Genomic DNA, 12755 nt, shown 5'->3' on the forward strand with positions numbered 1-12755 from the left:
GCACGCCCGCGAGTGGATCACCCCCGAGATGGTGCGGCGGCTGATGCACCACTACATCGACAACTACGGCAGCGACGACCAGATCACGCGGCTCCTCGACACCACCGAGCTGTGGTTCGTCCCGGTCGCCAACCCCGACGGCTACGACCACACCTTCACCGGCGACAACCGCCTGTGGCGCAAGAACCTGCAGGACAACGATGGTGACGGCGCCATCACCGGCAACGACGGCGTGGACCTGAACCGCAACTACGCGACCAAGTGGGGCTGGGACAACGAGGGCTCCTCGCCCCAGCCGTCGAGCCAGACCTTCCGCGGCAGCGGCCCGACCTCCGAGCCGGAGTCGCGGCACCTCGAGGTCCTGTTCGACCGCGTCGGCTTCGAGCAGTTCGTCAACTACCACTCTGCGGCCGAGCTGCTGCTCTACGGCATCGGCTGGCAGGTCAACACGCCGTCGCCGGACGACACGATCCTGGCCCAGATGGCCGGCACCGACGAGGACCCGGCCGTCGACGGTTACGACCCGGACATCTCCGCCGAGCTCTACACCACCAACGGCGACACCGACTCCCACATGACCGAGGAGTTCGGGACGCTCGGCTTCACCCCCGAGATGACCACGTGCGAGGTCGCCTCCGACAAGTACGCCGACGACGAGTGGGAGGCCGACGACTGCGTCAGCGGCTTCAACTTCCCCGACGACAACCGGCTGATCACCGAGGAGTTCGAGAAGAACATCCCGTTCGCACTGTCGGTGGCCGAGTCCGCCGACGACCCGGGCGATCCGGTGACCTTCAACGGCGAGCAGGCGCCGGACCTGGTCGCCGACCGGTTCAAGGTCTCCCACGGCAGCACGCAGCCGGTCGCCGTCACCGCGGACCGCGAGGTCGAGAACCTGCGGCTCCGCTACGAGATCAACAACGGCCCCACGCGGTCCGCGGGCGTCTCCGAGTGGGAAGGCGGGGAGCGCTACGGCGACACCAACGATGACTACTACGCCGAGTTCCGTGGCGAGGTCACGGGAGCCCGTGCCGGCGACGCGGTCAGCGTCTGGTTCACCGGTGTGAAGTCGGGCAAGAGCGTGCGCACCCAGCCCTTCGTCTACAAGGTCGCCTCCGACATCGGCAGTGACGTGCTGGTCCTCGCCGCCGAGGACTACACCGGTGCCTCGCCCGCCCAGGGCGGCAAGGCACCCAAGTACGCGGACGAGCACGTCGCCGCGGTCGAGGCGGCCGGCTACTCCGCCGACGTGTACGACGTCGACGCCAACAACCGCACCGAGCCCCACCACCTCGGGGTGCTCGGTCACTACGACGCCGTGGTGTGGGAGAGCGGCGACGACTTCATCCCGCGCGACCGCAAGCAGGGTCCCGGCACCGTCGACGACCTGTCCCTGAAGCTCGAGCTCGCGGTGCGCGACTACGTCAACGAAGGTGGAAAGCTGCTCATCGCCGGCGAGAGCAACCGGTGGGCCGAGGGCCAGGACGGCGTCTACGACTACAACCCGTTCGCGCCACCGGAGTGCACCACGCCCGACACCTACCCGTGCCTGCCGGTCGCCAACGACTTCCTGCAGTACTGGCTGGGCGCCTACACCTACGTCGACGAGGGCGGCACCGACGCCGACGGGAACCCCTACCCCGTCGTCGGCAACGGCGGCGCGTTCGAGGGCTTCGACGGCGATCTGAACGCGCCCGGATCCCAGGGGAACCAGGACCACACGGCGTCCTTCCTGACCACGTCCAGCTTCCTGCCGCCCGCGGAGTTCCCGCAGTTCGACTCCTCGGCGGTCGCCGACTGGGTGCGGCCGGGCGGCGCCCCGTACGACCCCCACACCGGTGACTGGTACGTCTACAGCCAGCAGGACGACATCTCCTACAAGCGGCTGACCAGGACGATCGACCTCACCGGAGCGCAGGGCGGGAAGCTGGAGTTCTGGACCTCCTACGACCTCGAGAGCGACTGGGACTACGCCTTCGTGGAGGCCCACCCGGTCGGGAGCGACGACTGGACGACGCTGCCGGACGCCAACGGGCACACCGCGCAGGGGACGGGGGAGAGCTGCCCCGAGGGCTGGCACGACCTGCACCCCGTCCTGGAGCACTACCAGGGCGCCGACTGCTCGCCCACCGGCACCACCGGTGAGTGGCACGCCGCGACCGGGAACTCCAACGGTTGGCAGCAGTGGTCGATCGACCTGTCCGAGTACGCCGGGCAGCAGGTCGAGGTCTCGATCGCCTACGCCAGCGACTGGGGCACCCAGGGGCTCGGCGCGTTCGTCGACGACGCCACCGTGCTGGTCGACGGTGCCGAGCAGTCGAGCACCTCCTTCGAGGAGGACCTCGGCGGCTGGACGGTCTCCGGGGCGCCGCCGGGTTCTGAGCCGAACAACAACGACTGGCAGCGCGACCAGCTCGCCTTCGAGGAGGGCGCGGTCGTGGTCACCGACGACACGGTCTACGCCGGGTTCGGGGCCGAGGGGCTGCCGCCGGCGCAGCGCGACGACTTCGTCGCCCGCTCCCTGAGGCACCTGCTCGACTGAGCCGGGGGCTCCGAGCCCCGCCGGCGCAACGCTGGCGGGGCCCGGAGGAGGGACCTAGGTTGGTCCGCATGGAGTCCTACGCACAGGGAGAGTCCGTCCCGGCGCTGCTGGAGGAGACGGTCGGCGCCAACTTCGAGCGCACCGTGGCGTCGTACCCCGACCGGGAGGCGCTCGTCGAGGTGGCCACCGGGCGGCGCTGGACCTGGTCGGAGCTCGGGGCCGACGTGGACGCGGTGGCCCGCGGCCTGGTCGCGGCCGGGATCGACCAGGGGGACCGGGTCGGGATCTGGGCGCCGAACTGTGCCGAGTGGACGCTGATCCAGTACGCCACCGCGAAGATCGGGGCGATCCTGGTCAACGTCAACCCGGCCTACCGCACCCACGAGCTCGCCTACGCCGTCAACCAGAGCGGGCTCTCCCTGCTCGTCTCGGCCTCGAGCTTCAAGACCAGCGACTACCAGGCGATGGTCGACGACGTCCGCGACGAGTGCCCCGAGCTGAAGCGCGTGGTCTACCTCGACACCGACGACTGGACCGACCTGGTGCGCGAGGGCGAGTCGGTGCCACCCGAGACGGTCGCGGAGCGACTCGCGAGCCTCGACCCGTCCGACCCGATCAACATCCAGTACACCTCCGGCACCACCGGCCGGCCCAAGGGCGCCACGCTGTCCCACCGCAACATCCTCAACAACGGCTTCTTCACCACCGAGCTGATCAACTTCACCGAGCAGGACCGCCTCTGCATTCCCGTGCCCTTCTACCACTGCTTCGGGATGGTGATGGGCAACCTCGGCTGCACCACCCACGGCGCGACCATGGTGATCCCGGCGCCCGGGTTCGATCCCGAGATCACGCTCCGGGCGATCGTCGACGAGCGCTGCACCGCCGTCTACGGCGTCCCGACGATGTTCATCGCCATGCAGAATCACCCGACCTTCGGTGACCATGACCTCTCGACCCTGCGCACCGGCGTGATGGCCGGCTCGGTCTGCCCGGTCGAGGTGATGAAGCGCTGCGTCGAGGACATGCACATGGCCGAGGTGTCCATCTGCTACGGCATGACCGAGACCAGCCCGGTCTCCACCCAGACCCGCGCCGACGACGACCTCGAGCGCCGTACCGCCAGCATCGGCCGGGTGCATCCCCACGTCGAGATCAAGGTGGTCGACCCCGAGACCGGGAGGACCGTCGAGCGTGGCGAGCCGGGTGAGCTCTGCACCCGGGGCTACTCGGTGATGCTCGGCTACTGGAACGACCGGGAGAAGACCGACGAGGCCATCGACGCCGACGGCTGGATGCACACCGGCGACCTGGCCGAGATGCGCGACGACGGCTACTGCAACATCGTCGGCCGGATCAAGGACATGGTGATCCGGGGCGGCGAGAACGTGTATCCGAGGGAGATCGAGGAGTTCCTGCACACCCACCCCGACATCGAGGACGTCCAGGTGATCGGGGTCCCGGACGACAAGTACGGCGAGGAGCTGTGCGCCTGGGTGCGGATGCGTGAGGGCGCGGACCCGCTGGACGAGCAGGGCGTGCGGGAGTTCGCCTCGGGCCGGCTCGCGCACTACAAGATCCCGCGCTACGTGATGGTCGTCGACGAGTTCCCGATGACCGTGACCGGCAAGGTCCGGAAGGTGGAGATGCGCGAGAAGTCGGCCGCGGAGCTCGGGCTGGGCTGACCGGTCGCCTCGAAGGTCGCCGGGTCTCGGCACGCCGGTCGCGGCTTCGTTCCTCAGCCGCTCGCGGCACGCCGGTCGCGGCTTCGTTCCTCAGCCGCTCGCTCGACCACCATCAGCGAATCCGCTGACGCGTCTTCGCTAGCGGCTGAACACGACCGGGATCCGGGTGCGGCTCCCGTCGGCGCCGACCCAGGTGATCCAGCCGTCGTCCAGGGGGTGGGCGTGGTCGGGACCGGTCACCTCGACGTGGAAGTGGGCACTCTCGCCGGGGTCGATCCGCAGCGCGAGCGGCGTCACCTCCACGTCATGGGTCTCGAACCCCGACACCCGCACCGAGAAGTACGACGCGCGGCGGCTCACGTTCGTGACCGTCCGGCGCACGGCAGCGTGCTCGGAGAGCTGGATCGAAGGCGTGTTCAGGTCGCTGTCCAGCTCTCCCTCCAGCCAGGCGCGGTAGTCGCCGGGGCCGACGAGGTAGGCGAGGCCGGGTCGTGCGGCCCGTTCCACCCGGGGCCGTCCCGCGCCGGTGCCCAGCACCGACGCGTTGCCGGAGACCGAGCCGGCCGAGGTGACCAGGGCCGAGCGGACCCGGTCCGCGCTCCAGTGGGTGCGCGCGATCAGCTGGGCCGCCAGGCCGCTGGTCCACGCCGTGGCCGTCGAGGTGCCGGAGGTGAAGGACCATCGGGTCCGGTCCACCGTGGGCGGGACGGCGGCCAGCACCCCTGAGCCGGGTGCGACCAGGTCCGGCTTGACCAGGGTCGCCGTCGGGTCGCCGGGGGCGGACCAGCGCGCGACCCTGACCGGGTCGCGTTCGGGCGCGAGCGGGCGCAGGCGGATCCGGGCGGTGGGCCGCTCCCGGTGGTGCTCGAGGACCTCGGCGGCGGCCGACCGGTCCAGGTGCACGGTCGGCAGGGCGTGCAGGTCGGACTCGACCGGGCCGGGACGGGTGTTGACGAGCACCATGCCCACGCCGTCTGCCCGCCGCACCGCTTCCGACTTGTCGACGCGGGCACCCCCGCCGCGGCTGCAGACCACGACGGCACCCGAGGTCCGCGACGCGTCGAGAGTCCCGGGAGTGCACAGCCGCGCCTCGGCACGGGTCGCCCCGCGGGCCCTGGCGTCCTCGCCGAGGACCAGCCGGGCCGGCCCCACGTGACGTGAGGAGGCCATCGCCCCGACGACGGTCGCACCGTCGCCCAGGACGACCTCGCCCCAGCGGCGTGCGCCCGTCGTCGCGCCGACCGAGAGCACCCAGGGCGACGGGTGCGCCGCGTAGGCGTGGCGGCCACGGTTGCCCGCGGCACCCACCACGACGACGTTCCCCTCGGCGGCGCCCAGCAGCGCCCGTTCCACGGTGTCGAAGCCAGGGGGCCCGGGCACGGACAGGTTGAGCACGTCGACCCGGTCGCGCGTCGCGCGGTCGATCGCGGTCACGAGGTCGGCCGTCGCGCACCCGTCGTCGACGGGGTCGGGGGCGGTCCAGCACGCCTTGTAGACGGCCAGCCGCGCCTGTGGGGCCAGCCCGGAGTAGCGCTCGGCCCGCTGGCCGCTGGCCGCGACAGAGACGCCGGCGTTGCCGGCGACGATCGACGCCACCTCCGTGCCGTGTCCGTGGTCGTCGCGCGGCGAGAGGGAGCTCGACGACGCGAGACCCTCCTGGCCGAACCCCGACACGAACCATCGGGCGCCGACCAGCTTGTCGTTGCAGGAGGCCGTGTCCCAGCGCTCGGCCGGCAGGCAGACGCCGCGGAAGCGGCGGGGGGAGGCGCCGAGGCCCTCGGACGCGGCGAAGAGCGGGGTGTCCGGCCAGATGCCGGTGTCGACGACGCCCACCACCACGCCGGCACCGCCGCGGGTGACGCCGGGCGAGGTCGGGGTGCCGCCGGCCGGGGCGGCCGCCAGGCGTCGTACGCCGTTCTGCTCGACCATCCGCACCAGGGGATGGGACCGCAGCAGTCCGGCCTGGTCGCCGGTGAGCTCGGCGGCGAACCCGTTCAGGGCGGTGGTCCATCGATAGACCGGGTCCGCACCGACGTCGGAGAGCAGGCTCTCCTGCTGCTCCAGCAGCGTCGCGCGGTACGCCCGCTCGGGCTGGGGGCCGCGGTGGCCGGCGGTGCCGGGTCCGTCGAGCGTGACCAGGTAGAGCTTCGTGCCGACGGCGTCGTCGTCCGCCACGGCCGGCCCTGCGCCGACGAGGGCGACGACCAGTGCGGTGGCGAGGAGTGCGCCCGAGACCCGCCGAGACATGCGACGCTCCCTCCACTCCGGGTGCCCTGAGTCAGGCACGGACCCACCAGCGTCGCAGGCGGACGCGGGGGGTGCAATGCGCCGGGCCAGACCTCCTACCCTGAGCCCATGCGGGAGCTCGTGGTCGGCTTCGACCTGGACATGACCCTGATCGACACCGTTCCGGGGTTCGGGGCCACGCTGCGCGCGCTCGGCGACGAGCTCGGGGTGGAGTTCGCGGTGGAGGAGCTGACCTCACGCCTGGGCCCACCTCTCGGCGACTCCCTGGCCGAGCACCTGCCCGCGGATCAGCTCGACGCCGCGATCGACCGGTTCCGTGCGCTCTACCCGGATCTGGCGATCACCTCGGTTCCCCTCCTCCCCGGGGCGGCCGAGGCCATCGCCGACGTACGACGGCACAGCGGCCGCGTCGTCGTCGTCACCGGCAAGTTCCGGCCCAACGCACAGCTCCACGTCGACCATCTCGGTCTCGACCTCGACCATCTCGAAGGGGAGGTCTGGGGAGTGGGCAAGGCCGACGTCCTGCGCCGCGAGGGCGTCTCGGTCTACGTCGGCGACCACGTCCACGACGTGGAGGGTGCGCTCGCCGCCGGTGTGACCAGCGTCAGCGTGCTCACCGGCGGCTGCACCCGGGAGGAGCTGCTCGAGGCCGGCACCCACGTGGTGCTCGACGACCTCGCGGCCTTTCCGGCGTGGCTGGACGAGCACCTGCTGGTGACCCGGCTGGCTGCCCTCGAGGCCGACCTGCGTGACCGCGGTTCGGTGATGGTGGCCTACAGCGGGGGAGCCGACAGCGCCTTCCTGCTCGCCGCCGCGGTCCGGGCCCTCGGCGCCCACCGGGTCGTGGCCGCGACCGGCTACTCCGACTCGCTGCCCCGGTCCGAGCGCGACCCCGCCCGCGAGCTCGCGGAGTCGCTCGGGGTCGAGGTGGTGACCCCGCGGACCCATGAGATGGAACGTGAGGGGTACCGCGCGAATGCCGGGGACCGCTGCTTCTTCTGCAAGGCCGAGCTGCTCGACGTCCTGGTCCCGCTGGCCGCCGAGCGCGGGCTGGCCTTCGTGGCCACGGGGACGAACGCCGACGACGCGGTGGCCGGCTTCCGGCCGGGGATCCGCGCCGCCGAGGAACGCGGCGCGATCACCCCGCTCCGGGATGCCGGACTCACCAAGGCGCAGGTCCGCGAGGCCTCGCGCCGGTGGGAGCTGCCCACGTGGGACAAGCCGGCCGCGGCCTGCCTGTCCTCTCGGGTCGCCTACGGCATCGAGGTGACGCCGTTCCGGCTGGCGCGGGTCGAGCGGGCCGAGGCCGCCTGCCGTGAGGCGCTCGCCGAGGCCGGGGTGCCGCTGCGCGACCTGCGGGTCCGCGACCTGGGGGAGCGCGCCTCCGTGGAGGTCGACGCCGCACTCCTGCTCGACCACCTCGCCCCCGCGACGGCCGCCGCCGACGCCCTGCTCGACGCCGTACGGCGGTGCGGGTTCGATGCCGCCGAGCTGGACCCCAGAGGCTTCCGCTCCGGTTCGATGAACGAGGCGCTGCAACAGCAGTGACCGCGGAAGCCGTTGGCGCCTGCTTGCCCTGGCGGCATAGGCTGTCGCGGCGCCGCGGCCCCCGTCGTGGCGAGTGATGCAGATGAGGAAGAGGTTCAGGCCGTGCCCAGTGGCAAGGTGAAGTGGTTCGACCCGGAGAAGGGCTTCGGCTTCCTGTCCCAGGAGGACGGGCCCGACGTCTACGTGCGCACGGAGGCGCTGCCCGAGGGAGTCACCACGCTCAAGGCCGGGACCCGTGTCGAGTTCGGCATCGCCCAGGGTCGCCGCGGCGACCAGGCGCTCCAGGTCCGCGTCCTCGACGCACCCGCCTCCGTGGCCCGCAACCAGTCCCAGGCCCGGCGCAAGAAGCCCGAGGAGATGGCGCCGATCGTCGAGGACCTGATCCGCCTGCTCGACGACGTGGGCTCGTCGTACCGACGGGGTCGGCACCCCGACTCCCGGACGGCCCGGCCGGTCGCCAAGCTCCTGCGGGCGCTGGCCGACGAGCTGGACCACTAGGCGGAGCGCCTGCGGCCCAGCGGTGGGTGGGGCACCACTCGGTGTCGCCGCAACGGTGCCTGAGCCACCTCCCGGCCTAGGTGACCCCCGCCGGCGCCCGTCGCGTGGGCATGACCAGGACGAAGAACGCCCAGGCGGCGAGGATGGCGCAGGCGACGCCCAGCCCGAGCCGCGGGATCAGCGGCATCGCGATCCCGACGAACCCGCCGATCACCCAGGCCAGCTGGAGGGTGGTGTCGCTGCGCGCGAAGGCGCTGGACTGCATCCGCTCGTGGACGTCGCGCTGGATGGTGGAGTCGAGTGAGACCTTCGCCAGCGACTGGGCCAGCCCCGCGGTCAGGCCGAGCAGGACCAGTGACAGCACCCCGTAGAACAGCGCGGCCACCAGCACCATCACCACGTCGGCCAGCACCGCCACGACCACGGTCACGGTCGGGTCCAGCCGCTTGAGCAACGAGGCCGCCGCGATGCCGAGGGTGTTGCCGAGACCCGCGGCGCCGATGACCAGTCCGAGCAGGACCTCGGGCCGCCAGTCGCCGATGGGGTTCTCCCGGAGCAGGAACGCCATGAACATGGTCAGGAAGCCCGACAGCCATCGGGGGCCGCAGTTGGCCCGCAGGGCGAACGCCACCGCCGCCGGGATCCGGGCGCGGCTCCGACCCTGTCCGCTCGGGTCCTCCCGGCCGGGCCCGGTGGCGCCGGAGGTGAGCACGAGCGTGCCCTCTCCGAGGCTCGAGTCCACCTTGGCCGGCAGGCGGATCGCCCAGATGGTGGCCAGCACGAACACCACGAAGCCGTAGCGCAGCGCCCACTCCGGCCCCGCCGTGGCGAGCAGGGCGGCGGCGGGGGCGGACAGGGTGGCCCCGACCACCCCGGCCAGGGAGGTGCGTGCGTTGGCCTTGACCAGGGGCAGGTTGGCCGGCGCCAGTCGGGGCACGGCGGCCGCCCGGGTGACGCCGTACGCCTTGGAGGCGACCAGCACCCCGAGGGCGGCCGGGAACAACCAGGTCGAGTCGGTCATCACGGCAGTGGCCAGCACCCAGCAGAGGAACCCGCGCAGCGCCATGGTCGCCCCGATGGCCCAGCGCCGGCCGTGGCTGAAGCGGTCGAGGAAGGGCCCGATCAGGGGCGCCACGATCGCGAACGGCAGCATCGTCAGGCCGAGGAAGAGGGCGACCTGGTCGCGGGCCTCACCGGTCGGGACCTGGAAGAAGAGGGTGCCGGCGAGCGAGATGGCCACGGCGGTGTCTCCGGCGGCGTTGAACGCGTGCAGCTCGATCAGGCGGGCGAGCCCCGAGTCGCCGGCCCCTTCGGCGTCCGCGGCGCGTCTCGCCTGCCGCGCGGTGTAGCGGCCGGCCCGGCCGGTCAGTCGGGCGGCGCCCCGGGCGCCGGCCCCCAGGGCCCGCCCGATCCCGCGGGCCCGGCCACCCGCCGCGGACCCCCGTGGCCCACTCGCGGGCGCTCCGGACTCGGGGTCCGCTCCGGGTCGGGGGGTCTCCCCGGTCTGGGACTCGGGGCCGGACGTGGTCATGGGGTCCATCCTGCCCGGTGCCCGGAAGGCCGCCGCGACCGACACGAATCGTGACCCGACCTGACATCACCCACCGGCATGAGTGATGATTTGTCCGTGATGACCAAGGTGCGCTCGAAGCCCGACGCCGTCGCCGCGGCGGCGGTCGACGAGGCGCGCGCCGCCCTGGTCGAGGACGTCGGGGCCGCCGATGTCGGCGAACACCTCGGTCACCTGGTCGAGGGGGAGCGGGTGGTCACCCACCTGTTCGCATGCACCCGCAAGGGGTACGCCGGGTGGCGCTGGTCGGTCACCGTGGCCCGCGCCTCGCGCCAGAAGACGGTCACCGTCGACGAGATCGTGCTGATCCCGGGCGATGGCGCACTGGTCGCCCCCGAGTGGGTGCCGTACAAGGAGCGGATCCGCCCCGGTGACCTCTCGCCCGGCGACCTGCTGCCGGTCGAGGACGACGACCCGCGGCTCGTGCCGACGTACTCCTTCGGCGACGACCCCCTCTCGAGCGACGACCGTGCCCAGGTCAAGGCCGTCGCCGCCGAGCTCGGCCTCGGCCGGGTGCGCACCCTGTCCGTCGAGGGGCGCGACCTCGCCGCCCAGCGCTGGTACGACGGCGACGCCGGCCCGGGCTCGCCCCTGGCCCAGTCGGCGCCGGCCAGCTGCTCGACGTGCGGCTTCCTGATCCGGATCGCCGGCCCGCTCTCGGAGATGTTCGGGGTGTGCGCCAACGGCAACGCCAATGACGACGGCCGCGCGGTGTCCCTCGACCACGGGTGTGGCGCCCACTCCGAGGTGCAGCTGGCGCGCAAGCACGAGCCCCAGCCGTTGCCCGACCACGTGCTCGACACCGTCGCGGTCGACGACCTCGAGACCTTCTGAGACCGGTCAGTCCTGGCGGGCCCGCGCCCGGGCCTTCTTGCGACGACGGCAGTACTCGAGCCCGAACAGGCCGAGCCCGAAGCCGGCCAGGCAGGTCCAGAGCCACCACTGGTGCCCGGTGTCGTCGAGGCGACCGTAGAAGGGGATGAGGGCCAGGAACCCGAGCAGCCACAGGGCCGTGCCGACCTCGACGGTCCTGACGCCGTCGACGTCGAGCGGCTCCACGTCGGCGACGATGTAGGTCCGGCTGCCGATCTCGTGCTTCTTCGGCTGCTCGTCGCGCAGTTCCACGGGAGCAACGCTAGCCCACACGCCGAACGTCATCGCGCCACCCGCGGCGACCTTCTGCCATGCTGCCGTTCGTGAGCGAGGACACCACCACCGGCCGCAGCGCCGGTGCCGGGCCCAGGGCCGGCGGACTGGACGGATTCTTCAAGATCAGCGAGCGTGGCTCGACGCTCTCCGCGGAGATCCGCGGCGGCGTCGTCACGTTCTTCACGATGGCCTACATCATCGTGCTCAACCCCCTCATCCTCGGGTTCGCGCCGGACGCCGACGGCAACTTCCTGGGTGGCGGGTCCGGGGACGGATCGAACCTGGCGGCGATCGCGGCCGGCACGGCTCTGGTGGCGGGGGTGATGACCATCCTCATGGGCGTCGTCGCCAACTACCCCCTGGCCCTGGCGACCGGGCTGGGCCTCAACGCCTTCGTCGCGTTCGCGATCGCCTCCCAGATGACGTGGGCCGACGCCATGGGCCTGGTGGTGCTCGAGGGTCTGGTCATCCTGGTGCTGGTGCTGACCGGCTTCCGTGCGGCCGTCTTCCACGCCGTGCCCGCACAGCTCAAGATCGCGATCTCGGTCGGGATCGGCCTGTTCATCGCGCTGATCGGCTTCGTCGACGCCGGCTTCGTCCGCCGGATGCCGGACGCCGCCAACACCCCGGTCCCCGTCCAGCTGGGCCCGGACGGCCAGCTCGCGGGCTGGCCGACGTTCGTGTTCGTGGTGGGACTCGCGCTGGTCATCGCGCTGTGGGTGCTGCGGGTCAAGGGCGCCATCTTGATCTCGATCCTCGTGACCACGATCTTCGCCATCGTCGTGGAGGCGATCGGCGGGTTCGGGCCGGCGATCGAGAACCCCACCGGCGGCTGGTACCTCAACGTTCCCGGGCTGCCGGACACGCTCGTCGACGTACCCGACTTCGCCACCCTCGGTGAGTTCTCCCTGCTCGGGTCGTTCCAGGCCGTCGGCGTCGTCTCGGCGCTGTTGCTGGTCTTCACGCTGCTGCTGGCCGACTTCTTCGACACGATGGGCACGATGACGGCGATCGGCGCCGAGGCGGGGCTGCTCGACGAGGAGGGCACGCCGCCCAACACCCAGCGGATCCTGATCGTCGACTCGGTCGCCGCGGCCGCGGGTGGCGCGGCCGGCGTCTCCAGCAACACGTCCTACATCGAGTCGGCCTCCGGCGTGGGCGACGGCGCGCGCACCGGCCTCGCCTCGGTGGTCACCGGAGTGCTGTTCCTGTTCGCGATGCTGTTCGCGCCGCTCGTCAACATCATCCCCAGCGAGGCGGCCGTCCCGGCCCTCGTCCTGGTCGGGTTCCTGATGATGCAGCAGATCCGGGGGATCGCCTGGGACGACCTCGAGATCGCCATCCCGGCGTTCCTGACCATCGTCCTGATGCCGTTCACCTACTCGATCACCGTCGGCATCGGCGCCGGCTTCCTGGCCTACGTGCTGGTCAAGGTGGTGCGCGGCAAGGCCGCCGAGATCCACGTGCTGATGTGGATCGTGGCCGCGATGTTCGCCGTCTACTTCGCGATCGAGCC

General features: G+C 72.0%; 9 protein-coding genes. 6 read left to right on the forward strand and 3 right to left on the reverse strand.

From position 1 onward, the window contains the following. Both VFN12_RS03620 and VFN12_RS03625 read left to right on the forward strand, forming a co-directional pair. Nucleotides 1-2542 (forward strand): M14 family zinc carboxypeptidase (locus tag VFN12_RS03620; RefSeq protein ID WP_325117220.1); only part of this gene is annotated, 2542 nt, incomplete at its 5' end. A gap of 68 nt (nt 2543-2610) precedes the next feature. Continuing rightward, complete coding sequence (locus VFN12_RS03625) at nt 2611-4227, forward strand: AMP-binding protein (protein WP_325117221.1); 1617 nt, start codon at nt 2611-2613, stop codon at nt 4225-4227. Between the two features lie 138 nt (nt 4228-4365). Here the strand turns inward: VFN12_RS03625 and VFN12_RS03630 are convergent, their stop codons facing one another. Then, the gene (locus tag VFN12_RS03630) at nt 4366-6474 is read right to left on the reverse strand and encodes a S8 family serine peptidase (protein WP_325117222.1); all 2109 of its coding nucleotides are present in this window, start codon (nt 6472-6474) and stop codon (nt 4366-4368) included. Between the two features lie 108 nt (nt 6475-6582). Between VFN12_RS03630 and VFN12_RS03635 the strand changes: the two genes are divergently transcribed. Both VFN12_RS03635 and VFN12_RS03640 read left to right on the forward strand, forming a co-directional pair. Further along, nucleotides 6583-8022: an HAD hydrolase-like protein gene (locus tag VFN12_RS03635; protein ID WP_325117224.1), complete on the forward strand. Its 1440-nt coding sequence runs from the start codon at nt 6583-6585 to the stop codon at nt 8020-8022. 102 nt (nt 8023-8124) lie between these two features. Continuing rightward, nucleotides 8125-8520 (forward strand): cold-shock protein, encoded by a 396-nt coding sequence (locus VFN12_RS03640; RefSeq protein WP_325117225.1) that lies wholly within the window; start codon nt 8125-8127, stop codon nt 8518-8520. Nucleotides 8521-8596: 76 nt separating this feature from the next. On the opposite strand, the gene VFN12_RS03645 is transcribed toward VFN12_RS03640, so the two are convergent. Further along, a complete protein-coding gene (locus VFN12_RS03645; protein ID WP_325117226.1) occupies nt 8597-10051 on the reverse strand; it encodes an MFS transporter in 1455 nt (484 codons plus the stop codon). A gap of 99 nt (nt 10052-10150) precedes the next feature. Between VFN12_RS03645 and VFN12_RS03650 the strand changes: the two genes are divergently transcribed. After that, the gene (locus VFN12_RS03650; protein WP_325117227.1) at nt 10151-10924 is read left to right on the forward strand and encodes a DUF3027 domain-containing protein; all 774 of its coding nucleotides are present in this window, start codon (nt 10151-10153) and stop codon (nt 10922-10924) included. A 6-nt stretch (nt 10925-10930) separates the two neighbouring features. On the opposite strand, the gene VFN12_RS03655 is transcribed toward VFN12_RS03650, so the two are convergent. Next, entirely contained in the window at nt 10931-11215 is a 285-nt protein-coding gene (locus VFN12_RS03655; protein WP_325117228.1) for a DUF2530 domain-containing protein, read from the reverse strand. 59 nt (nt 11216-11274) lie between these two features. Here VFN12_RS03655 and VFN12_RS03660 point away from each other — a divergent pair. After that, the coding region (locus tag VFN12_RS03660; protein ID WP_414690004.1) for an NCS2 family permease at nt 11275-12755 on the forward strand (1481 nt) is incomplete at its 3' end.

The organism is Nocardioides sp. (genome assembly GCF_035703625.1).
GTDB lineage: Bacteria > Actinomycetota > Actinomycetes > Propionibacteriales > Nocardioidaceae > Nocardioides.

Coding starts and splice junctions, on each gene's coding strand:
- VFN12_RS03625 (WP_325117221.1), top strand. CDS start 2,611: ATGGAGTCCTACGCACAGGGAGAGTCCGTCCCGGCGCTGCTGGAGGAG.
- VFN12_RS03630 (WP_325117222.1), bottom strand. CDS start 6,474: ATGTCTCGGCGGGTCTCGGGCGCACTCCTCGCCACCGCACTGGTCGTC.
- VFN12_RS03635 (WP_325117224.1), top strand. CDS start 6,583: ATGCGGGAGCTCGTGGTCGGCTTCGACCTGGACATGACCCTGATCGAC.
- VFN12_RS03645 (WP_325117226.1), bottom strand. CDS start 10,051: ATGACCACGTCCGGCCCCGAGTCCCAGACCGGGGAGACCCCCCGACCC.
- VFN12_RS03650 (WP_325117227.1), top strand. CDS start 10,151: ATGACCAAGGTGCGCTCGAAGCCCGACGCCGTCGCCGCGGCGGCGGTC.